This window comes from Catenuloplanes atrovinosus (assembly GCF_031458235.1).
Lineage (GTDB): Bacteria > Actinomycetota > Actinomycetes > Mycobacteriales > Micromonosporaceae > Catenuloplanes > Catenuloplanes atrovinosus.
In genome coordinates this window covers 5534090-5555820 of the sequence record NZ_JAVDYB010000001.1, presented here as the reverse complement: position 1 = coordinate 5555820, position 21731 = coordinate 5534090, and the positions used below count along the sequence as shown (strand labels likewise).

Below are 21731 nucleotides of genomic sequence, written 5' to 3'. Positions count from 1 at the left end.
CCCGATGCTGCCTTACCCGAGTCACTAGGGGCCCCGCTAACCGTGCTGTCGATCGTGTTGCAAGTCGTCTACCTGCTGCTGTACGTGTTTTTCCTGACACTGCTGGCGCGGTTCGTGCTGGGCGCGGTGCTGCAGTACGGACGGCGGTGGCAGCCGAGCCGGGGTGCGGCAGCGGCACTGGAGTCGGTGTGGAGCGTCACTGATCCACCCCTCAAGGCGTTGAGGCGTGTGATCCCACCACTGCGAATTGGTACCGTGAGCTTCGACCTGGCCTCCCTTGTGCTGCTGGTTATCCTGATCGTGCTGATGGAACTCGTGGTACGGCCGTTGATCATCAGGTGAACAACGAGCAACGGGTTGAGAACCTGACGACCAGCGCGCCACGCGGCCGCAACTGACCCGAGGAGTTTCGATGCCGCTGACCCCGGCCGACGTCCATAACGTCGCCTTCAAAAAACCCCCCATCGGCAAGCGGGGGTACGACGAGGAGGAGGTCGACGCCTTCCTGGACGAGGTCGAGCGCGAGCTCGCCCGTCTGATCGAAGAGAACAACGAGCTCCGCGCTCAGGTGGAGCGTGGGGGAGGCCGCCCCGTCGCCCCGGCCGGGCCGGGCGCCGACCCGCGCATGGCCGCCGAGCTGAACGACCTCAAGGCGCAGCTCGACCGCGTCCAGCGGGACAAGGCCGCCGCCGACCAGGCCGCTCGCGCCATGCAGGCCGAGCTCGACCAGGTCCGCGCGCAGGGTGGGCCGGCCGGTGGCCTGGGTGGCCCCGGTGCCAACCCGGACGGTGAGCAGCAGGCTCTCCGCGTGCTCATGATGGCGCAGCGCACCGCCGACGACCACGTCGCCGACGCGCGCCGCGAGGCGGACAAGCTGCTGACCGACGCCCGCACCAAGGCGGAGGAGGTCACCCGCGAGGCGCGGGCCAAGGCCGACGCGCTGGAGCGCGACGCCCGCCAGCGTCACCAGGAGGCCATGGGCGGCCTGGACGCGAAGCGTTCCGCCCTGCAGAAGCACATCGAGGAGCTCAAGCAGTTCGAGCGGGAGTACCGCACCCGCCTGAAGGCTTACCTCGAGAGCCAGCTGCGCGACCTCGACGGTCGTGGCCAGGGGCTCGAGGCGGAGCTGACCCGCAGCGAGGGCAACCGCGCGGTCGGTGGCTCCGGCGGTCTCGCCGCGGCGGGGCTGGCCTCGTCGTACGGCGGCGGTCGCAGCGGCTCCTCGATCGAGTCCGGCCGCTAGTCGACGCGACGGGGGTGAGCCATGATCGTCATCAGCCTGTTGCTCATCCTCGTCGCGATCACGCTGCTGGTGCTCGGGCTGATGAGCGCGTCCAGCCTGCTCCTGATCGGCTCGATCGTGGGCAGCCTGCTGGCCGCCGTGACACTTGTCGTCGGCATGCGGCAGGCGGCCGCCGCGCGCGCCGAGATGGTCGACAACGCGGACGTGATGGCCGAGGCCGACACCAAGAGCGATGAGTACGGCGCGCCCGCCGAGGAGTACCTCGACGAGGAGTACGCCGGGTACGAGGGCCGCCGGCAGCGCCGGGAGGGCACCTCGTCGCCGGTCACCTCGACCGAGTTCCGGGACGAGGCGTTCACCGGGTACGGCGCGTCCGAGCCGCCGGCGGCGGATTACCGCGAGCCGGTCCCGCCGCAGCGCGAGCCGGTCGAGGACCCGGAGGACGAGCCGGAGCCGCAGCTGGTGACGGCCGCCGAGACCGCCCGGGTGGCCCGGATGACCTCCGACGTGTACGTGGTGGACGGCCGCCCGCGCTATCACCTGGCCGGCTGCGTCCACCTGATGGACAAGGAGGCCGAGCCGCTCCCGGTCAACGAGGCGGTCGAGCTCGGCTTCACCCCCTGCGGCCTGTGCGAGCCGGACAGCGCGCTGCTCGCGGACGCACGCCGCGTCTGATCTTCACAGGACCGTCATCGGTTCCACCCGGTTCCCTTCGGGAGAATGCAGGGCATGGACCTCTCCGTGCCCGTCCGGGTCAAGCCCGGTGCATCCCGTGCGCGGGTCGGCGGCCGGCACGACGGCCCGCACGGCCCCGCGCTGGTCGTCGCCGTCACCGCCCCGCCGGTCGACGGCCGCGCCACCGAGGCGGCGCGCAGGGCCCTCGCGGGCGCGCTGGGCGTCCGGCCCGCGTCCGTCTCGCTCCGACTCGGCGCCGCCGGCCGCGACAAGCTGTTCCTGATCGAGGACGCGCCGGGCGCGCTGGCCGAGACCGTGCGCGCGCTGATGCACGGGCCGGGCTCGCCGTGAGCGCGGACCGCCGGTGAGCGGGGACATAGACCTGGCGCTGCTGCTCGGCGCCGCCGTGGTGCTGGTCGCGGTGGCCGCGGTCCGCATCTCCACCCGCTTCGGCTTTCCCAGCCTGCTCATCTACCTGGGCATCGGGCTGCTGATCGGCGAGGACGGGCTCGGCATCCGGTTCGACGACGCGGAGCTGACCCGGGTGCTCGGCTTCTGCGCGCTCATAGTGATCATCGCGGAGGGCGGCCTGACCGCGCGGGTGAGCACGTTGCGCCCGGTGCTCGGGCTGGCCGCGCTGCTCTCCACGGTGGGCGTGGCGGTCAGCATCGTCACGGTCGGCGTGGTGGTGCACCTGCTGCTCGGCCTGGACTGGCGGCTGGCGCTGCTCTACGGCGCGGTGCTCTCCTCCACGGACGCTGCCGCGGTCTTCGCCACGCTGCGCCGCCTGCGCCTGCCGCCGCGGCTGGTCGCCACGCTGGAGGCCGAGTCCGGCATGAACGACGCGCCGGTGGTACTGGTCGTGGTGCTGCTGTCCACCACCGGCTTCGGCGCGCACCCCTGGTGGTACGAGCTGCCGATCATCGGGTACGAGCTGGTGGCCGGCGCCGCGATCGGCTACGCGGTCGGGGTGAGCGGGCGCTGGCTGCTCCGGCACGCCGCGCTGCCGTCCGCCGGGCTCTACCCGATCGCGGCCGTGGCGCTGACCGTGCTCGCCTATGCGGCCGGCGCGGTCGCGCACGCGTCCGGCTTCCTGGCGGTCTACGTGGCCGGCGTGCTGCTCGGCAACGCGCGGCTGCCGCACCGGCAGGCCATCCTCGGGTTCGCGGACGGGCTGGCCTGGACCGCGCAGATCGGCCTGTTCGTGCTGCTCGGGCTGCTGGCGGCGCCGGACCGGCTGCCCGGCGCGATCGACGAGGCGCTGGTCGCCGGTCTCGCGCTGGTGCTGCTGGCCCGGCCGCTGTCGGTGGTGGTGTCCGCGCTGCCGTATGCGCTGGTGCGCCCGCTGCGGGAGCGGATCCGGCTGGGCTGGCGGGAGCAGACGTTCCTGTCCTGGGCCGGGCTGCGGGGCGCGGTGCCGATCGTGTTGGCCACCATCCCGCTCTCCGAGTCGGTGCCGGGCGCGCGGCGGCTGTTCGACGTGGTCTTCGTGCTGGTGGTGATCTTCACGCTGGTCCAGGGTGGCACGCTGGCGCCGCTGGCCCGCCGGCTGGGCGTGGTGGCCGGCGCGGAGCCGACCGAGCTGTCGGTGGAGACCGCGCCGCTCGACCGGATGGCCGCGGACCTGCTGACGCTCTCCATTCCGCCGGGGTCGCGGCTGCGCGGCGTGCACGTGGACGAGTTGCGGCTGCCGGTGGGTGCGTCCGTGACGCTGGTGGTGCGGGACGGCGCCGGCTTCGTGCCGGCGCCGGACACCCGGCTGCGCTCCGGCGACAGCTTGCTGATCGTGGCGACCGCGGAGGTGCGCGGGGTGGCGGAGCGCCGGTTGCGCGCGGTGAGCCGGCGGGGGCGGCTGGCCCGGTGGTTCAACGAGTACGGCGCGGACGGCGGCGCACCTGATCACCGCTGATGCAGACGCTAGAGCATCGCAGTAGGAGTCTGTCGGTATTGCGATAAATTACCCGGACAAACGTGGTGAAAACCGTTCACTGCGGTGCGCCCTGTTGTCGGATTCCCTCACGGTCCGTATTCTTGCGAACCTCCGGAGTGCACGGCGGCCCGCCGTGTGCCCGTTTTTCACGCGGGGGGCGCCATGGTCAAGCGGGTGGACATGGCAAAAGAAGTTACTACTGGCGACCAGACCGGCACTGGCCGTAAGGTGTCGGGACGGGCCGGCAAGGCCGCGGGGGCCTCGGCCGCCGCGCCGGGAAACCGCGCACGCACCGGCACCGCGGCGAAACCGGCCGGTCCCGCCGCGACGGGCACGGTCAGCTCGCCGAACCGGGGGCCGGGCGCGGCGACCCCGGGCGCCCGGACGAAGAACAGCACAGCGAAGACCACGGCCGGCGCGAAGGCCGCGGCCGATGGGAAAGCCGCGGCGGGCAAGAAGGCCGCCGCGAAGGCCACCGGGTCCGCCGCGCCGTCCGCGAAGGCGGCCCCGCCGAAGGCGCCGGCCGCGACCGCCGCCTCGCGCAGGGCGACGGCGAAGGCCGTGCCGGCCGCGAAGACGGCAACCGCCGTACCAGCCGGAAAAACGGCGAAAGCCGTTAAAACCCCACGTAACAGCACCACGAAGGGTATGGAGACGAACCGGGCCAGGCCGGCCACCCGGACGGCCCGGGCCGACATGACGCGGGCAGACAAGGCACCGCCGACCGCCGCGAACAGCGCGGCCGAGGGAGCGACGACGATGGCGAAGGCAGCCGAGACCAAGACCCCGACCCGCAAGTCCACGCCGGCGAAGGGCACCCGCAGCGCGGCCGAGACCGAGAAGATCCGGGCCGCCCTCGCGGGGCGCCGGGACGAGCTGCGCCACGAGTACGATCAGAACCTGATCGAGATCGCCGGCCTCCAGCGCGAGAGGCTGGGGGACTCGGCGGGCGACGACCAGGCCGACACCGGCACCAAGACGTTCGAGCGCGAGCAGGAGATCACGCTCGCGAACAACCTCCTGGAGCGGATCAACCAGGTCGAGCGCGCGCTGGAGCGGCTGGACGAGGGACACTACGGCTGGTGCGAGCGGTGCGGGAACCCGATTCCCGTGGAGCGCCTGGCCGCGTTCCCGTCCGCCACCCTGTGCGTGAAGTGCAAGCAACTGGAGGAGCGGCGCTGACTTCCGCGCCGCCGGGGAGGACGGACCGGTGACGGTGGAGGCTGAGCAGCCGCCCGCGGAGAGATCAGGGGACGCGGCCGGGGCGAGCGCGCCCGGGAGCGTCCGGCGGGCGGTCACCGTCCTCGGTGCGGTCGCGTCGGTGATGGTCGCGGCCGACTTCGCGACCAAGGAGCTGGCGCTCGCGACGCTGAACTACCGCGACGACGTGACGGTGATCCCGGGCGTCCTCTACTGGAGCCTGATCCGCAACAGCGGGGCCGCGTTCAGCCTCGGCGCGGACTACACGTGGATCTTCCCGATCGTGACGATCGCGGTGGTGATCTGGATCGGCTGGATGGCCACGCGCCTGCGGTCGATCCCGTGGGCGATCTCGCTCGGCCTGGTGCTGGGCGGCGCGCTCGGCAACCTGGTCGACCGGATCTTCCGCGAGCCCTCGCCGTTCCTCGGCCACGTGGTCGACTTCGTCAGCGTCTTCCAGCCCGGCGGCGGCGCCTTCCCGATCTTCAATGTGGCGGACAGCTCGCTCAGCGTCGGCGTGGTGCTGGCCGTGCTGCTGGAGCTGTCCGGGCGGCAGCGGGACGGCTCCCGGATATCCTCGGACGGCGGCAGGAAGCCCGCCCCCGGCGACAGTGACGAGAAGGACAGCACGAGCGCGTGACCCAACCCTCCGGTGACACCCGATCCCTCCCCGTACCCGACGGCCTCGACGGCATGCGGCTGGACGCCGCCGTCTCCCGGCTGTTCGGGCTCTCCCGCACCGCGGCCGCCGCGATCGTGGAGGCCGGCGACGCGTACGTCGACGGCACCCGCCGCGGCAAGTCCGACAAGGTGACCGGCGGCGCCTGGCTGGAGGTGACGCTCCCCGCGCCGGCCGCGCCGCCCGGCATCGTGGCGGAGACCGTGGACGGCCTGCGGGTCGTCCACTCCGACGACGACATCGTGGTGGTGGACAAGCCGGTCGGGGTTGCCGCCCATCCGAGCCCCGGCTGGACCGGCCCCACCGTGATCGGCGGCCTCGCCGGGCTCGGGCACACCATCGCCACCAGCGGCGCGGCCGAGCGACAGGGGGTTGTGCACCGGCTCGACGTGGGTACCACCGGCCTCATGGTGGTCGCGAAGAGTGAGCACGCGTACACGGTGCTCAAGCGCGCCTTCAAGGAGCGCGAGGTGGAGAAGCGCTACCACGCGGTGGTGCAGGGCCACCTGGACCCGCTGCGCGGCACGATCGACGCGCCGATCGACCGGCACCCGTCCTCGGACTGGAAGTGGGCGGTGATGACCGGCGGCAAACCGAGCGTCACGCACTACGACACGATCGAGGCGTTCCGCGCGGCCAGCCTGGTCGACATCAGGCTGGAGACCGGGCGCACGCACCAGATCCGCGTGCACATGTCCGCGATGCGGCACCCGTGCGTGGGCGATCTCACCTACGGTGCGGACCCGACGCTGGCGCAGCGGGCCGGCCTGCACCGGCAGTGGCTGCACGCCCGCGAGCTGAGTTTCACGCACCCCGGCACGTACGAGGAGGTGCGGTTCGTCAGCCCCTACCCGGACGACCTGCAGCACGCCCTCGACGTGCTGCGCGCGGCGAGTTGACCGGGCTGCTGCGGCGGCTCGACGCTCGGCTCCTGCCGCCGCTCGGCCGCGGGCTGGCGCGCGCCGGCCGTACCCCCGCGCGGTTGAGGTTCCTGACCGCCGCGGCCGTGGCCGCCTCGACCGCGGTGCTGCTGACCGCGGTCTGGGCCGCGGACCGGCCCGCGCCGTCCGGCGACGAGACCGTGGGCGAGGTGGTCCGCGTCGGCGTCGCCGAGGGCGGGTCGATACCCGGGTACGCCGACGCCTCCGCCGCCGAGTTGGCCGCGCTGACCGGCACCACCGGCACGTACGCGCTGGTCACGTTCACCGAGTACCTCGCGCCGGACCGGCTGGCCGCGGCGCTGGCCGGCCGCGCGGTCTCCGTGGTGGTCGGCCGGGTCCCGCTGCCGGACACCCAGACGGAGATCGTCCGCATCCCGGTGCAGCGGCTCCCCGCCGACCTGGTCGCCGGCATGGGCGTGATCGCCGAACGCAAGGAGCGGGAGGCGGAGGACTACCGCCGGCTGAGCGCCACGCTGACCGGCGACTCCGCGCAGGAGACGTCGCTGCGCCCGGTCTACGACAGCGGGGCCACGGTCGCGGCCGCGGAGGCGACCGCGTTCCGGGACGCCTGTTCGTGTCTCTACGCGGCCGTGATTCGGGCCACGCCGGCGGACCTGGCGGCGGTCGCGGAGCGTCCCGAGGTGCGGGTGGTGGACCCGGCGCCGGAGCTCGTCCGCCTCGACCGTTCCGTGCTCCTGCCCCCGCTGCCGGAGCAGGACGACGTGGTCAGGCCGCCTGTGGACGGGCTCACAGAATCCATGGCTCCGGCGGGCGCACAGATGACGCCGAGCGGCCGATAGGGGAGAATGGCAGCATCCCGGCGCGGTCCCACGCGTTGAACCATCCGGCAGCGCGGCAGCCTCTCCACCGGTGGCCCGGTTCAGCGTTCGGGGCGGTGGCCGCACGATCAGGCACGCATCGTTAGGGTCTGCGGAGTCCGGCGGTTTCGGGTTGTTGGCCGGACGATTGGGATGAGGATGCGGGTGTGGCCTGAAGCGGGTTTCCTTCGTAGCCTGTCAGGCAGACCATTGGCGCTGGGAGGATGCATCCGTGGAGGGCACCGAGACCGACTGGGGTCGGCCGCAGGAACCGCCGCCGCGATGGCGCGCGCTTCTTGACCGTGCCCTGCTCGGTGGCCGGACCGGGGAGCATGCCCAGGTGAACGCCGACCGGGCGGGCCGCGGCGACTCAGCTTACCCGCCGAACGGACATAACGGACCTTCCACCGCGAACGGCTATCCCGATGCCAACGGGTACACCGAGGGCGGTAACCGGTACGGGTACGCCGAGGGCCGCGGCTACTTCGAGGCCGAGCCGCCGGGCGGCGCCACGTTCGAGGCGCCCGCGCCGCCGCCGGACAACCCGCTCCCGCGCCGCCCGCAGCGCACCCCCTCGTCGCCGTCCTACGGCGCGGCCGTCAACGGGCGGGCGGAGCCGGTGCAGCCGCCGCCGATGCGCCCGCCGGGTCCGGCGCCCGCCGACCCGGCCGTGGCGCGCCGCCAGCCGTACCCGCCGGCCGGCACCGGCTACGGCGGCCCGTCCGTGCAGCCGCCGCCGGCGATGCCCGGCCCGCCGGTGCAGCCGCCGCCGGCCATGCCCGGCCCGGACGAGCCGGCCGCGCCGTTCGAGTCCCGCTACGCGGCGCTGGACCCGCGCTACTCGCCGGTCCAGCCGGCCCGCTACCCGAGCCCGCCGCCACCGCCGCCGCCCGCCGACGATCAGCGGTACGGCGCGGGTTACGCGGCGCCCGAGCGCGACTATCCGCAGCCGTCGCGGTACTCGATCCTGTCCCCGCCCGGGTACGTACCGCCGCCACCGCCGCCGGCCGCGGTGCCGCCGGCTCCTCCCGCCGCGCCGCCGCCCGCCGCGCCCGTGGTGGAGCCGCAGGCCGGCCGGTTCCAGGCGAAGTCGGTCGGCTTCCTCGGCAACGCGGCGCCGGACGCCGCCGCGCGCTCCGCGCTGGACGCGGAGACCGAGCGCGCGATCAGCGTGCTCAAGCGCGACCTGGGCGGCCCGCGGGTGATGGCGTTCGCCAACCCCAAGGGCGGCGTGCACAAGACCACCGCCACCGTGCTCGCCTCCGCCGCGGTCGGCAGCGTGCGCGGCAAAGGCGTGCTGGCCTGGGACGACAACGAGCTGCGCGGCACGCTCGGCCTGCGCGCCGGCAGCGCCCGGCACGCGCGCACGGTCCGGCACCTGATCGCGGAGCTGGCCCAGATCGAGATCACGCACGGCGCCGAGCTGCTGGACCGGCTGGACGACTTCCTCCGGCACGCCTCCGACGGGTCGTACGACGTGCTGGCCGGCGAGGAGAACCCGCGCTTCGCCCAGCGCCTCGACCAGCACACGGTCCGCCGCGTGCTGGAGCTGCTGCGCCGTACCCACGACGTGATCTGCGTGGACACCGGCAACAACGTCGAGTCGGTCAACTGGCAGACCGTGCTCCAGGCCGCCGACCAACTCGTGGTCACCACGGTCCCGCGCGAGGACGCCGCATTCACCGCCGACTGGATGCTCGACCTGCTCGACGACGTCGGCATGAGCGACCTGGTGTCGAACGCGGTGACGCTCATCTCCTGCCCCACGCCCGGCAAGTCCCCGCTGCTGGACGACCTGGTGAAGCACTTCAAGACGCGTACCCGCGCGGTCGCGATCGTGCCCTACGACCCGGCCCTGGAGACCGGCGCGTCCATCGAGTACCACCAGCTCCAGCCGGAGACGCGGAACGCCTGGCTGCGCGCCACCTCGATGATGCTGGAGCCGTTCGCCCGCTGACCGCTCACCGGACCCCGGCGCCACGCACGCGCCGGGCCTGAGAGGATCGAGGCGTGAGCACGCCCAGCCCGCAGCCGGCCCTCAGCAGCGTTCCGCCCGAGCCCGCCGGGACGCCGCCGCCCCCGCTCGGCCGGGAGATCGCCTGGTCCATCGGCGCCGCGCTGCTGATCACCGCGCTCGGCCTCCCGCTCGGCCTGCTCTGGGCCGTGCTCGCGCCGGACGTACCGGTGGTGCAGGGCGAGAACGGCCCGCTGCTCACGTCCGCGCAGCCGGAGCAGTTCGTGGCCGCGGACGCCTGGTTCACGTTCCTCGGCATCGCCTTCGGCATCCTGATCACCGTGGCCGCCTGGTTCGCGCTGGGCCGCTACCGGGGCGCGATCGCGCTGGCCGCGGTCACGCTCGGCACCATCGGCGCCGCACTGCTCGCCTCCTGGGCCGGCGGCAAGGTCGGCCTCGGCGAATACGAGCGCCTCAAGACCACCGCCGCCATCGGCGAACACTTCACCAAGCCCGCCGAACTCCGCGCCGGCGACGTGCACCTCTTCCTCGGCTTCCTCCCCGGCATCCGCGGCGACCTGCTCGCGGCGCCGCTGGCGGCCGCCGCCACGTACACGCTCCTCGCCGGCTGGTCCCGCTGGCCCTCCCTCCGCCCGGAACCCGAGCCGTCCCCGGCCTTCCCCACTCCCGGCGTCGCGGCTCCCGCCGCTGATGTCGCGGAGTCCGTCGCCGGCGCTGCCGCGTCCGGCCCTGGCTCGCCCGCTGCCGAGCCCGCGGCGTCCGCATCCAGCCCTGTCGACCCCGGGCCCGGCATTCCCGCTCCTGGCACGGCCGCATCCAGTCCTCGCGCTTCCGCTGCCGCATCCGGTTCCGGCGTGCCCGCTCCCGGCGCCGTTTCGGATCGAGCCGTTGCCGCCGCCGAGCCGGTTCCGCCGTTGCCGCGGCCGGAGGAGCCGGGGGAGAGGGATCGGCCGGGCGGGTAGGCATCCCGCGGAAGCCAGAAAATCGAAAAATCGGATATTCCCGCTTCCGGCGTGGTCGCGGTCCGCATGCTCCCGCGGGCACCGCTCGGCCGTGGCCGGCCTCCCTGCCGGTTTCGCCGTGGGACAACCCGCGGGAGCGGGACGAGGCGTTCGGGCTCGAGGCGGCGATGCCGTTGATCCGCGCGGTGGCACCCTGATCTTTCCAGTGAATACGATCGATCACCCCACTTTGTGAGCCTCAGGCACCTTATTCGCGAGGAATTACGTGCCTGTGCCTCACATAGTCAGAGTGGACGATCAACACCACCCGCGATATGCCGAAATTTCGGGCGCGGAGCGCCCGCGACTCCCGGTCTCGGGCTCGACGCGCACCCGGATTCGGATTCGGATCCGGCTCACCGGGCGCTGGGACGTCACGCGCGCTGCGCGATCCGCTCGGCGATCGTCGCCGCGTGCTCTTTCCCGGCCGGGCCGGGACCGGCTCCGATGCCGCGGGCGGAGCGGAGCGCCAGCGGAGTCGGAGCCCGCGGCGAGGTTGGCCCGCGGGAGCATGCGGAACTCGGCCACGCCGGAAGCGGGAAGATCGGGATTCGGAGTCGCGCGGTGCCCGCCGAGTGTGCGGAACCGGTCCACGCCGGAAGTGGGGGCGGGTCAGTTCTCGCTGGAGGGGGTGGCGTATTCGGAGAGGGGGACGGGGACGGCGCGGACGGTGCGGAAGAGCGTGGCCTCGCGGGTGAGGAGCTTGAGTTCGGCGCGGAGGCGGGCGGCGGTGTCGGTGGCGGCGAGGAGCGACTGGCGGTCCTCGACGGTGAACGCGCCGGTGGCGGCGACCAGGTGGGAGAGCGTGGTGGGATCGTCGGGGAGCTGCTCGGGGATGTCGGGGGTGTCGGGGCGCATCAGGCGCAGGTACTCGCGGAACGTGGCGAGCACGCGGGGGGCGAGCAGGTCGGCCACGTCCTCGGCGCCGGCGGGCTCGGGGAGCCATTCGACCTGGGCGACCAGGTACGGCGCGGGGTCCGGCATGACCTCGGTGATCCGGAAGCGGCGGCGGCCCACGGTGAGCAGGTCGTACTGCCCGTCGGGCAGCTCGGTGACCTGGCGCACCTCGGCGGTGCAGCCGATCTCGTGGAGCGTGACGCGGGCGGCGGCGGAGTCGGGGCCGGACGGGCCGGCGGGCAGCACCTCCCAGCCGCTGCGGATCGCGACCACGCCGAACTCGCGCGGCGTCTCCTCGGGGCGGGCGACCAGGTCGCGGACCAGCTCGCGGTATCGCTCCTCGAAGATGTGCAGCGGCATGACCAGGCCGGGGAAGAGCACCGTCCCCAGCGGGAACACCGGCAACCGCGTCACCACGCCACGAGCGTAGCGGAACCGTCCCGGCCCGTGACCCCCGCGGCCGTCCCGATCGTGGCTACTCATGAGAGTCATCGTGGCCCACCCGCGGGGCGTTCCGCAGCGTTATCGTCCCGGCAGCCGGACGGCCCCGGTTCGGCCGCGAGCGGGCCGAATAGACTCCCAAGGGTGTTGAACCGGATCGACCTGCGGAGTGCGGCGGACGCCGCCGTGCCGCGTGGCCTGCTGCCCCGTGCCCAGCTCGACGTCTCGGTCGCGACCGAGACCATCCGCCCGATCGTGGAGGCGGTGCGCGAGCATGGGTTCACGGCGATCCGGGACGCGACCGAGCGCTTCGACGGCGTCCGCCTGGAGTCGCTGCGCGTGCCCGCGGAGGCGATCGCGGCGTCGCTGTCCGCGCTGGAGCCGGACGTGCGCGCCGCGCTGGAGGAGGCGATCGCCCGCACCCGGCGGGTGCACGCGGACCAGCGGCGGCAGGACGTGACCACGCGGGTCGCGCCGGGCGGCACGGTCACCGAGCGCTGGCTGCCGGTCTCCCGCGTCGGGCTGTACGTGCCGGGCGGCCTGGCGATGTACCCGTCGACCGTGGTGATGAACGTGGTGCCGGCCCAGACCGCGGGCGTGGACGCGCTGGTGGTGGCGAGCCCGCCGCAGAAGGAGAACGGCGGCCTGCCGGACGCCCGGGTGCTGGCCGCGTGCGCGCTGCTCGGCGTGGACGAGGTCTACGCGGCCGGCGGCGCCCAGGCGATCGCGATGCTCGGCTACGGCTCGACCGGCGCGTTCGACGGCGACGGCTGCGCGCCGGTGGACATCATCACCGGCCCCGGCAACATCTGGGTGACCGCGGCGAAGCGACTGCTGCGCGGCGTGGTCGGCATCGACGCGGAGGCCGGCCCGACCGAGATCGCGATCCTGGCCGACGACACGGCCGACCCGGTGCACGTCGCGGCCGACCTGATCAGCCAGGCCGAGCACGACCCGCTGGCGGCGAGCGTGCTGGTCACGCCGTCCGAGGCGCTGGCCGGGGCGGTCGAGGCGGAGCTGACCCGGATGGTCGCGGCCACCAAGCACACCGAGCGGATCACCACGGCGCTGACCGGCGAGCAGTCCGGCGTCGTGCTGGTGCGGGATCTGGAGCAGGGCCTGCGGGTGGTCGACGCGTACGCGGCGGAGCACCTGGAGATCCAGACGCGGGACGCGCGCGACTGGGCGATGCGGGTGCGCAACGCCGGCGCGATCTTCGTCGGGCCGTACGCGCCGGTGTCGCTCGGCGACTACTGCGCCGGCTCCAACCACGTGCTGCCGACCGGCGGCTGCGCGCGGCACCAGTCCGGCCTGTCCGTGCAGTCGTTCCTGAAGAACGTGCACATCGTGGAGTACGACGAGCCCGCGCTGCGCGAGGTCGCGGCGCACGTGGTGGCGCTGGCCACGGTCGAGGACCTGCCGGCGCACGGCGAGGCCGTGACCGCGCGGTTCCCGGGGGGACTGGCATGATCGACCTGCCGATCCGCGACGACCTGCGCGGCCTGAGCCCGTACGGCGCACCCCAGCTGGACGTGCCGGTCCGGCTGAACACGAACGAGAACTCGTACCCGGTGCCGGACGAGGTGGTCGAGGCGATCGCCAAGGCGCTCCAGGCCGAGCTGCGCGACCTCAACCGCTACCCGGACCGGGACGCGACCGCGCTGCGCTCCGCGCTCGCCGACTACCTCGGGCACGGCCTGACCATCGCGCACGTGTGGGCGGCGAACGGGTCCAACGAGATCCAGCAGCAGCTGCTCCAGGTCTTCGCGGGCCCGGGCCGGACCGCGCTGGGCTTCACCCCGGCGTACTCGATGCACCCGCTGCTGGCGGTCGGTACCGGCACCCGCTGGGTGGACGGTTACCGGGCCGCAGACTTCGGGCTGTCCGCCGAGCACGCGGTGGAGCAGATCCGGGAGCACGCGCCGGACCTGGTCTTCCTCTGTTCGCCGAACAACCCGACCGGCACCGCGCTGGACCCGGCCGTGATCACGGCGGTGCTGGACGCGGCGCCCGGCATGGTGGTCGTCGACGAGGCGTACGCGGAGTTCGCCCGCCCCGGCACGCCCAGCGCGCTGGAGGTGCTGCCCGGTCACCCGCGGCTGGTGGTCACGCGCACGATGAGCAAGGCGTTCGGGTTCGCCGGCGGTCGGCTCGGCTACCTGGCCGCGCACCCGGCCGTGGTGGACGCGGTGCAGCTGGTCCGGCTGCCGTACCACCTGTCCGCGCTGACCCAGGCCGCGGCGCGCGCCGCGCTGTCGCACCGGGCGGCACTGCTCGGCACGGTCGAGGCGATCAAGGAGCAGCGGGACCGGATCGTGTCGGCGCTGCGCGCCGGCGGCCGCGCGGTCGCGGACAGCGACGCCAACTTCGTCCTCTTCGAGGCCGGCGCGGACCAGAAGGCGACCTGGCGGGCGCTGCTCGACCGCGGCGTGCTGGTGCGGGACGTCGGGCTGGCCGGCTGGCTGCGCGTCACCGCCGGCACCCCCGAAGAGACCGACGCTTTCCTGAGTGCGATGGAGGAACTGGACCGATGAGCCGACGGGCGCGGATCGAGCGGACCACGAACGAGACGAAGGTACGCATCGAGCTGGACCTGGACGGGACCGGCAAGGGCGACATCGCCACCGGCGTGGGCTTCTTCGACCACATGCTGAACCAGATCGCCAAGCACGGCGGGTTCGACCTGACCGTGCACACGGAGGGCGACCTGGAGATCGACGCGCACCACACGATGGAGGACACCGCGCTGGCGCTGGGCACCGCGTTCGCGGAGGCGCTCGGCGACAAGGCGGGCATCCGGCGGTACGGGTCGGCGACCATCCCGATGGACGAGGTGCTGGTCCGGGCCGCGCTGGACCTGTCCGGCCGGCCGTACATGGTGCACGACGAGCCGCTGCTCACGCCGTACATCGGGCCGGTCTACCCGACCAGCATGACGCGGCACATCTGGGAGTCGTTCGCGCAGACCGCGCGGATGACGCTGCACGTGTCGGTGCTGCGCGGCGCGCGTGAGGGCGGCCACCCGGACGCGCACCACGTGGTGGAGGCGCAGTTCAAGGCCGTGTCCCGGGCGCTGCGCGAGGCGGTGGAGATCGACCCGCGCAACGCGGGTGCGATCCCCTCCACCAAGGGAACGCTGTGACCGCACTCGTACCGTTGCTGCTGTTGGGCCTGGCGGGCATTCTTGCCGGTGGCGCGCTGTCGCTGTACCGGCAGAAGGCCTCGCCGATCTCGATAGCGGTCACCGGGCTGCTCGCCGCGCTGGCCGCGGCCGGTGGCATCCTCTGGCTGATTCCCGAGTAGGGGAGTTTCATGACGACGCGTGTGGTGATCCTGGACTACGGCTCCGGCAACCTGCGCTCGGCCGAGCGCGCGCTGGAGCGCGCCGGCGCGGACGTGACGGTCACGCCGGACCTGGCCGCGGCCGCGGACGCGGACGGCCTGGTCGTGCCGGGCGTGGGCGCGTTCGCCGCGTGCATGGCCGGCGTGGAGGCGATCGACGCCGGCCCGATGATCGCGGAGCGGGTCGCGGCCGGCCGCCCGGTACTCGGCATCTGCGTGGGCATGCAGATCTTCTTCGAGTACGGCGACGAGCACGGCACCGTCACCAAGGGCCTCGGCCTGCTCCCGGGCGGCGTGACCCGGCTGCGCGCCGGCCGCATCCCGCACATGGGGTGGAACACGGTGACCGCGCCCGCGGAGAGCCGCCTGATGGAGGGCATGCCGTCCGGCGCGCGGTTCTACTTCGTGCACTCCTACGGCGCCTCCGGGCTGGACGCGCTGCGCGACGCGGTGGTCACCACGGCCGCGCACGACGAGCCGTTCGCCGCCGTGGTCGAGCACGGCCCGCTCGCCGTCGCGCAGTTCCACCCGGAGAAGTCCGGGGACACCGGCGCGCGCCTGCTCCGGAACTGGGTCTCGGGGCTGTGAGCAAGGACCGGGCCATCCGGCGGGCCGCCCGGCTGCTGGAGGCGGAGCGGAAGCGGGCGGCCCGCGCGGCCGTGGCGTCCCGCCGCCAGCGACGCAAGGACATCACGGACCGGCTGGTGCCGAAGCTGCCGGACCGGCGCACCGGGCGGCTCCAGCCGCGGCGTACCGCCGCGCAGCGCGCCGCGATCGTGATCCTCAGCCTGCTGGCCGTGATGGTGGTCTTCTACCTGGTCGACGACCTGGTGATGCGCCTGATCATCGTGCTGGTGCTGATTCTCGCCCTACCCGCCCTGGTGGTCATCGCCCTGGGCCGACGCAACTCATAACCGATCAAGGAGAATCCGTGACCCTCGAACTGCTTCCCGCCGTCGACGTCGCCGACGGTCAGGCCGTCCGCCTGGTGCAGGGCGCGGCCGGCAGCGAGACCGCCTACGGCGACCCGCTGGAGGCGGCGCTGGCCTGGCAGCGGGACGGCGCCACCTGGATTCACCTGGTCGACCTGGACGCCGCGTTCGGCCGCGGCTCGAACGCGGAGCTGCTGGCCGAGGTGGTCGGGCGGCTGGACGTGCGGGTGGAGCTGTCCGGCGGCATCCGCGACGACGAGTCGCTGGAGCGCGCGCTCGGCACCGGCGCGGCCCGGGTCAACATCGGCACCGCCGCGCTGGAGAACCCGGACTGGTGCGACCGGGTCGCCGCGGAGTACGGCGACCGCGTCGCGATCGGCCTGGACGTGCGCGGCCGTACGCTGTCCGCGCGCGGCTGGACCCGGGACGGCGGCGACCTGTACGAGGTGCTGGCCCGGCTGGACAAGGCCGGCGCCGCGCGCTACGTGGTCACCGACATCACCAAGGACGGCACCATGCGCGGGCCGAACCTGGACCTGCTGCGCGAGGTCTGCGCCGCCACGCCCGCGCCGGTGATCGCCAGCGGCGGCGTGTCCACGCTCGACGACCTGCGCGCGCTGGCCACGCTGGAGTCCGCCGGCGTGGAGGGCGTGATCGCCGGCAAGGCGCTCTACGCGGGCGCGTTCACGGTCGCGCAGGCGCTGGAGGTCCTGGCCGGAAGCTGACTCGGGACCCCCGGGCCCAGGACCATCGGCCCTGCTGCGCACCCCCTCCCAGCAGCGAATATTGATGTGACGACAGAGGACGGGACGACAGGGCCCGACACCGCCGGTCGTCAGCTGATCCGGGAGGGGATCACAGTGGTGACCGTTGCACACACCGGGACCGTCAGGACCGCCGCGACCACGAAGGCCGCCTCGACGCACGCGTTCGGCGAGATCACCTGGGCCGTCACCCGGGTCGGGCTCGGCTTCATCTTCCTCTGGGCGTTCGTCGACAAGCTGATCGGGCTGGGCCTGGCGACGCCCAGCGAGAAGGCGTGGCTGAACGGTGGCCAGCCCACCAAGGGCTTCCTGGCCGGGGTCGAGGGCCCGTTCGCCGGCGTCTTCAACGCGATGTCCGGCAACGTCCTGCTCGACTGGGTGTTCATGGCCGGCCTGGCCGGCATCGGCGTCGCGCTGACCCTCGGCATCGGGATGCGCGTCGCGGCGGTCTCGGCCGCGCTGATGATGGTCCTGATGTGGGCCGCCAGCCTGCCCATCGCGACCAACCCGTTCCTCGACGACCACCTCATCTACGCGCTGGTCATCGGCGGCATCGCGGCCACCGGCGCCGGCCTCCGCTACAGCCTCGCCGCCACCTGGGCGAAGCTGCCGCTGGTCGCCAAGGCACCCTGGCTGAAGTAACCGCACGCTCCAGCACGGCCCCGGGCGAGCGCCGCTCCCCCGGGGCCGCGGCATGTGTCAGACCGTCCGCAGCGCCTCGCGCAGCCGCCGCGCCGCGCTGGTGAACACGCCCGCGGCCGTGACCCGGTCGAGCAGCCGCCGCGCCCCGGCCAGCACGGCCGCGGTGTCCGGCGGATCCTGCTGGGTGGCGGCCGCGATCGCGTTCACGTCGCGCAGCGCCGCGTCCGGGTCGGCCAGCGCCTCCGGCACCGCGTCGAGCGCGGCCTCCATCCGGCGCACCGCGGCCAGCACCGGCGCCAGCGGGTCCGGCCGGGCGCCGACGACCGCCCGCGAGTGAGCCCCGGCCGCGGCCGCGCCGTGGTTGTCGCCGCCGATGAAGACGCCGCCCATCAGTCGTCCTTCCCCTTCGCCGCGCGGCCGGCGTCGTCCCCGCGCACGGCCTCGGCGTCCGGGCCCGCGGCCGCGGCGCCGTAGTTGTCGCCGTTGATGAACACCCCGCTGTTGTTGTAGACGTTCATCCGCCGCTCGTACTCGGACGTGTCGATCCCGGCGTCGCGCAGGTAGCCGATCACCGCCTCGCTGATCCGGCGCTCGATCAGCTTCGTGTACTTCTCCGCGTCCAGCCGCTGGAGGTAGGTGACCGGCCGGGCCGCGGACGTGGCCTGCCGCAGGTCGAACCGCGCGCCGAAGTCGCCGAGATCCTCGATCACGCCGGTCTCCGCGCGGCGCATCGCGCGGGCCAGCCCGGCCATCCGGCGCAGGCAGCCGACCAGCCGTACCGGCGCCAGCGCGACGCTCTCGCCGAAGTCCCGGCAGCTCTCCAGCAGCGCCCGCCCGGCCACGCCGGTGCCGTCCGGGTAGCCGTCGATCCGGCGGTACCGCGGGCCCAGCGGGCCGAGCACGGTGGAGACCGTCTCCACGTAGAGCATGCCGCCCTCCACCGCGAGGTGGGTGAACGTGGAGACCGCGATGCTGTGGTGCTCGCCCGGGATCAGCATCCGGCCGTCCGGGGAGTGCACCGGCGTCACGTTCGCGCCGACCGTGGCCCGCAGGAAGTGCCGCACGCTGGCCTGCGGGTGCCGGATCACCGACTCCATCGCCTGCGGCGTCGCGTGCGAGTACGGCACCAGCGCGGCCACGTCCACCAGCGGCCAGCCCTGCCCGCCGACGCCCGCGGACACGATCTGGTCGCGCAGCGTCAGCCCGGACATCCGTTCCGCCTCGCGCAGGTCGGCACCGCGCAACGCGGCGAGCCGGCGTTTCACGTACCGGTTCAGCTCCACCGGGTCGACCGAGACCGGCCGGTCGCCGCCCTCGTCCGGCTTCAGCTCCATCGCCATCGACCAGGCGCGCAGCACGCCGCCGGAGCCGAGGAACGGGTTGTCGCCGGAGTGCAGCAGGATGTTGCCGCGCTGGGCCAGCGACAGCCGCGCGATCTGCTCCTCGACCCGCGGGCTGGGCACGATCGCGCCACGGCCGGCCTGGCCGGGACGCAGCTCGACGGTGAGCGCGCGCAGCATGGTGCTCCGCACCGCGACGGTCACGGCCAGGACGGCGACACCGATCAAAAGCATCAGCAGGTACGGCGACCAGGTGCTCCCCTCGGCCGGGACCGGCTCGACCGGGGCGGTGCCGTATTCGCCGAACTCGTCCGGCTGGCCGAACCCGTCCGGCTGGCCGAACCCGTCCGGCTGGCCGAACCCGTCCGACTGGGTGAGCATCGCCGCGGCGAGCCCGTAGAGCAGCGGCAGCGCGACCAGCGCGGCCAGCACGAGCTGCCAGGCCTTCGGGCGCCGGCCGCCGATCCACCGCGCGGCGCCGGTCAGCAGCAGGCCGAAGACGACCACGCCGGCCGTGGGCCCGGGCGCCGGGATCGACGCCAGCAGCAGGATCGCGCAGACCGCGGCGTGCTGCGTCAGCCATAGCCGGCGCGCCCGGAAAGCGTGCCGGAGCACCGGTTCCACGTCGTAGTCCACGGCCGGGGAAATAGCGCGATGGCGATGCCTGAGCAATTCCGTGATCACCCGGTCCGCGAATCCGGGAACGGTGTAGACCGCGCCACTAAGGCACCGGGTGATGGCGGACGGCGGCCCGGGGCGCAGTGCCGTGCCCGGCTCTCCGTGATGGAACCGCGCGGCCGGTACCGGGGCCGTGACGGTGGCGGCTTCCTCGACGTACATACGCTCCCACCAGTGCCGACGATGAACTGATGACTTCGGACGGTACGGCGGCGCGAGCCGGTGTGACATGGGCTTTTCGTATCGCCGGGTCATTCCTTCGGCCTGAGTGGAGCGGCGTCCGGCACCTCCGGCCGACGGTCGTCCGCACCGGGTTCGCCGGTCCGGGCCTATTCGGCCCCGGGTGAGGTGAATCGCGCGGCCGGTCATTGCCCGCCGACGCTCACGCGCTATTCACTGCGATGGCGAATAGTCGGTGAAATGCGTGCCCCGGAGGCCCTTATGATCGAATGGCGATGCCCGGAATGCGGTACGGCGAATGACGCGTCCGCGCCGCGCTGCCTGGTCTGCGACGGCGCGGCACCCGAGGCCGCGGTCGTCGCGATGACGTCCCTGCCCGGCACGCACCGCAGGCGGGCACCGGAGCCGTCCGACCGGTGGCGGTTGGCCGGCATCGCGGCGGTGGTGCTGGCCGTGCTACTCGCCGCGGGCTACCTGATCCTCGACACCGGGCCCGAGTCCGCGGCCGGGACGACCGCCCCGGGGTCCGAGTCCGGGTCCGAGGCCGGTGCCGCGTCCCTGGCCGCTCCGGAGGCGACGGTGCGGGAGGACGCGCCCGGCGTGCCGGACGCCGGGGTACCGGACGAGGGGCTGACCTGGGTCGAGCCGTCGCCGGTGACCGAGGCCGGCACGGCGTACCAGCCGCCGCCGACGCGGGCCGGGCTCGTGTCGATCGCGCCCGAGGCCGCCGCCGACCACCGCGCGGCCGAGATCGCCGCGCTGTTCGACACGTACTTCACCGGCATCAACGCGCACGATCCGACGGTCGCCACCCGGGTCTTCGCGCCCGGTGGCGTGGTGGACCCGGGCGACGCCACGCAGGTCGCGGCGTTCAACGCGGACACCGCCACCACGCAGGACTCCGACGTGTGGCTGCTCGCGGTGGACGGCGACGTGGCCACGGTGTCGTTCACCAGCAGCCAGGCCCCCGGGTACGGCCCGCCCGAGCGTCCCGCCGAGACCTGCACGGACTGGCGCCTTGACTTCCTGCTGACCGCCGACCCGCTGATCATGGGCACCGCCCCCGGCGCGGTCTCCGCCCCCTGCGCCTGAGCTCAGGCCGCCGCGGCCCGGGCCTCGTACCCGGCCCAGGCCTCGCGCAGCGCCTCGATCGCGGCGCCGATCGCGGGCCGGGCCGCGGACGCCTCCCGCCAGGCCAGCACCACGCGCCGGGTCGGCGGCGGCGCGACCGTCACCACGCTCACGCCGGCCGGCAGCGCGGACCGGGCCAGCCGTGGAACCAGCGCGATGCCGAGGCCGGCCGCGACCAGCGTGAGCTGCGTCTCGAACTCGCCGACCAGGAAGTCGGGCGCGACGCCGGGGAGCACCCGGACCAGCCACTCGTGGCAGATCGCGCCGACCGGCGCGCTGATCCAGCGCTCGTCGCGGGTGGCGGACAGCCGCACCCGGGACCGCCCGGCCAGCCGATGCCCGCTCGGCACGATCAGGTCGGCGACGTCGCGGCCCAGCTCCAGGTGCGCGATGCCGGGCGGGTAGCGCAGCGCGACCTCGGGCCAGTCGTCCAGCACGCACAGATCCACGTGCCCGCGCTGGAGGTTGTCCAGGCCCTCGTGCGGGTTGCCCTCGACGATGCCGGTGGCGAGCCCGGGATGGCCGGCCGCGAGGCGGTGCAGCGCGTGCGGCAGCAGCGCGCGGGCCGCGGTGGCGAACGAGGCCACGGTCAGCCGGCCGGTGACGGTGTCCCGGTGCGCGGCCAGCGCGGCCTCGGCCTCGTCGACCGCGGACAGCACGGACTCCGCGTGCCGGGCCAGCACGTGACCGGCCTCGGTGAGCCGGACGCCGCGGCCGTCCCGCTCCACGAGTGTGGTGCCGGTCTCGCGCTCCAGCTTCCCGATCTGCTGCGAGACCGCGGACGGCGTGCAATGCAGCGCGGAACTGGCGGCCAGCACACTTCCGTAGCTGGCCACGGCGTGCAGCGCGCGGAGCCGGCCGAGATCGATCATGTAGCGACGGTACATCGTGGGGGTAGCGCTTTTCGCTGTTGCTACACGCC

Annotated in this window: 24 protein-coding genes and 1 pseudogene; 20 read left to right on the top strand and 5 right to left on the bottom strand. The window is 73.8% G+C overall.

Annotated features, from left to right (window positions below; genetic code table 11):
* Positions 1-42 precede the first annotated feature (42 nt).
* The 5 genes from J2S41_RS24575 to J2S41_RS24555 all read left to right on the top strand — a co-directional run bounded on the left by J2S41_RS24575 (position 43) and on the right by J2S41_RS24555 (position 3827).
* Positions 43-342 carry a YggT family protein gene (locus tag J2S41_RS24575; protein WP_310370897.1) on the top strand — a complete coding sequence of 100 codons (300 nt, stop codon included), beginning with the start codon at positions 43-45 and terminating at the stop codon, positions 340-342.
* 70 nt (positions 343-412) lie between these two features.
* On the top strand, positions 413-1243 hold the full coding sequence (locus J2S41_RS24570; protein WP_307238717.1) for a DivIVA domain-containing protein: 831 nt from the start codon (positions 413-415) through the stop codon (positions 1241-1243).
* A gap of 21 nt (positions 1244-1264) precedes the next feature.
* Positions 1265-1918, top strand: a complete 654-nt coding sequence (locus tag J2S41_RS24565) for a hypothetical protein (protein WP_310370893.1) — start codon at positions 1265-1267, stop codon at positions 1916-1918.
* 45 nt (positions 1919-1963) lie between these two features.
* Positions 1964-2269, top strand: a complete 306-nt coding sequence (locus tag J2S41_RS24560; protein ID WP_374728157.1) for a DUF167 domain-containing protein — start codon at positions 1964-1966, stop codon at positions 2267-2269.
* A 13-nt stretch (positions 2270-2282) separates the two neighbouring features.
* Positions 2283-3827 (top strand): potassium/proton antiporter, encoded by a 1545-nt coding sequence (locus tag J2S41_RS24555; protein WP_310370890.1) that lies wholly within the window; start codon positions 2283-2285, stop codon positions 3825-3827.
* Positions 3828-3994: 167 nt separating this feature from the next.
* On the opposite strand, the gene J2S41_RS24550 is transcribed toward J2S41_RS24555, so the two are convergent.
* The gene (locus J2S41_RS24550; RefSeq protein WP_310370888.1) at positions 3995-4630 is read right to left on the bottom strand and encodes a hypothetical protein; all 636 of its coding nucleotides are present in this window, start codon (positions 4628-4630) and stop codon (positions 3995-3997) included.
* Here J2S41_RS24550 and J2S41_RS24545 point away from each other — a divergent pair.
* The 6 genes and pseudogenes from J2S41_RS24545 to J2S41_RS24520 all read left to right on the top strand — a co-directional run bounded on the left by J2S41_RS24545 (position 4608) and on the right by J2S41_RS24520 (position 10423).
* Complete coding sequence (locus J2S41_RS24545) at positions 4608-5030, top strand: TraR/DksA family transcriptional regulator (RefSeq protein WP_310370887.1); 423 nt, start codon at positions 4608-4610, stop codon at positions 5028-5030. The genes J2S41_RS24550 and J2S41_RS24545 overlap by 23 nt on opposite strands.
* Positions 5027-5688 (top strand): annotated as a pseudogene (gene lspA / locus J2S41_RS24540) (signal peptidase II). The gene J2S41_RS24545 and the pseudogene lspA overlap by 4 nt, the downstream one beginning before the upstream one ends.
* 53 nt (positions 5689-5741) lie before the next feature.
* Entirely contained in the window at positions 5742-6626 is an 885-nt protein-coding gene (locus J2S41_RS24535) for an RluA family pseudouridine synthase (RefSeq protein ID WP_310376504.1), read from the top strand.
* Positions 6623-7468: a hypothetical protein gene (locus J2S41_RS24530; RefSeq protein WP_310370883.1), complete on the top strand. Its 846-nt coding sequence runs from the start codon at positions 6623-6625 to the stop codon at positions 7466-7468. The genes J2S41_RS24535 and J2S41_RS24530 overlap by 4 nt, the downstream gene beginning before the upstream one ends.
* Positions 7469-7826: 358 nt before the next feature.
* The gene (locus tag J2S41_RS24525; RefSeq protein ID WP_445343933.1) at positions 7827-9443 is read left to right on the top strand and encodes a MinD/ParA family ATP-binding protein; all 1617 of its coding nucleotides are present in this window, start codon (positions 7827-7829) and stop codon (positions 9441-9443) included.
* Between the two features lie 53 nt (positions 9444-9496).
* A complete protein-coding gene (locus tag J2S41_RS24520) occupies positions 9497-10423 on the top strand; it encodes a DUF2567 domain-containing protein (protein ID WP_310370879.1) in 927 nt (308 codons plus the stop codon).
* Positions 10424-11074: 651 nt separating this feature from the next.
* Here the strand turns inward: J2S41_RS24520 and J2S41_RS24515 are convergent.
* Positions 11075-11776 (bottom strand): LON peptidase substrate-binding domain-containing protein, encoded by a 702-nt coding sequence (locus tag J2S41_RS24515; protein ID WP_310370877.1) that lies wholly within the window; start codon positions 11774-11776, stop codon positions 11075-11077.
* Positions 11777-11944: 168 nt separating this feature from the next.
* On the opposite strand from J2S41_RS24515, the gene hisD reads away from it, so the two are divergent.
* The 8 genes from hisD (at position 11945) to J2S41_RS24475 (ending at position 17480) form a co-directional block, all read left to right on the top strand.
* Entirely contained in the window at positions 11945-13270 is a 1326-nt protein-coding gene (gene hisD / locus J2S41_RS24510) for a histidinol dehydrogenase (protein WP_310370875.1), read from the top strand.
* Complete coding sequence (locus J2S41_RS24505) at positions 13267-14334, top strand: histidinol-phosphate transaminase (protein ID WP_310370873.1); 1068 nt, start codon at positions 13267-13269, stop codon at positions 14332-14334. The genes hisD and J2S41_RS24505 overlap by 4 nt, the downstream gene beginning before the upstream one ends.
* Entirely contained in the window at positions 14331-14942 is a 612-nt protein-coding gene (gene hisB / locus J2S41_RS24500) for an imidazoleglycerol-phosphate dehydratase HisB (RefSeq protein ID WP_310370871.1), read from the top strand. The genes J2S41_RS24505 and hisB overlap by 4 nt, the downstream gene beginning before the upstream one ends.
* Positions 14939-15103, top strand: a complete 165-nt coding sequence (locus tag J2S41_RS24495) for a CG2302 family histidine operon protein (RefSeq protein ID WP_310370869.1) — start codon at positions 14939-14941, stop codon at positions 15101-15103. The genes hisB and J2S41_RS24495 overlap by 4 nt, the downstream gene beginning before the upstream one ends.
* A gap of 9 nt (positions 15104-15112) precedes the next feature.
* Positions 15113-15730: an imidazole glycerol phosphate synthase subunit HisH gene (hisH, locus tag J2S41_RS24490; RefSeq protein ID WP_310370867.1), complete on the top strand. Its 618-nt coding sequence runs from the start codon at positions 15113-15115 to the stop codon at positions 15728-15730.
* On the top strand, positions 15727-16056 hold the full coding sequence (locus J2S41_RS24485; protein ID WP_310370865.1) for a hypothetical protein: 330 nt from the start codon (positions 15727-15729) through the stop codon (positions 16054-16056). The genes hisH and J2S41_RS24485 overlap by 4 nt, the downstream gene beginning before the upstream one ends.
* Before the next feature lie 17 nt (positions 16057-16073).
* The gene (gene priA, locus J2S41_RS24480; RefSeq protein ID WP_310370863.1) at positions 16074-16799 is read left to right on the top strand and encodes a bifunctional 1-(5-phosphoribosyl)-5-((5-phosphoribosylamino)methylideneamino)imidazole-4-carboxamide isomerase/phosphoribosylanthranilate isomerase PriA; all 726 of its coding nucleotides are present in this window, start codon (positions 16074-16076) and stop codon (positions 16797-16799) included.
* A gap of 138 nt (positions 16800-16937) precedes the next feature.
* Entirely contained in the window at positions 16938-17480 is a 543-nt protein-coding gene (locus J2S41_RS24475; protein ID WP_310370861.1) for a hypothetical protein, read from the top strand.
* A gap of 57 nt (positions 17481-17537) precedes the next feature.
* Here J2S41_RS24475 and J2S41_RS24470 read toward each other — a convergent pair whose 3' ends face one another.
* Positions 17538-17870 (bottom strand): hypothetical protein, encoded by a 333-nt coding sequence (locus J2S41_RS24470; RefSeq protein ID WP_310370860.1) that lies wholly within the window; start codon positions 17868-17870, stop codon positions 17538-17540.
* Complete coding sequence (locus J2S41_RS24465; protein ID WP_310370859.1) at positions 17870-19456, bottom strand: AbeC-like domain-containing protein; 1587 nt, start codon at positions 19454-19456, stop codon at positions 17870-17872. Before J2S41_RS24465 ends, J2S41_RS24470 begins: the two co-directional genes overlap by 1 nt.
* A 483-nt stretch (positions 19457-19939) precedes the next feature.
* Between J2S41_RS24465 and J2S41_RS24460 the strand changes: the two genes are divergently transcribed.
* The gene (locus tag J2S41_RS24460) at positions 19940-20770 is read left to right on the top strand and encodes a zinc finger Ran-binding domain-containing protein (protein WP_310370858.1); all 831 of its coding nucleotides are present in this window, start codon (positions 19940-19942) and stop codon (positions 20768-20770) included.
* Positions 20771-20772: 2 nt separating this feature from the next.
* On the opposite strand, the gene J2S41_RS24455 is transcribed toward J2S41_RS24460, so the two are convergent.
* A complete protein-coding gene (locus J2S41_RS24455) occupies positions 20773-21681 on the bottom strand; it encodes a LysR family transcriptional regulator (RefSeq protein WP_310370856.1) in 909 nt (302 codons plus the stop codon).
* Positions 21682-21731 lie beyond the last annotated feature (50 nt).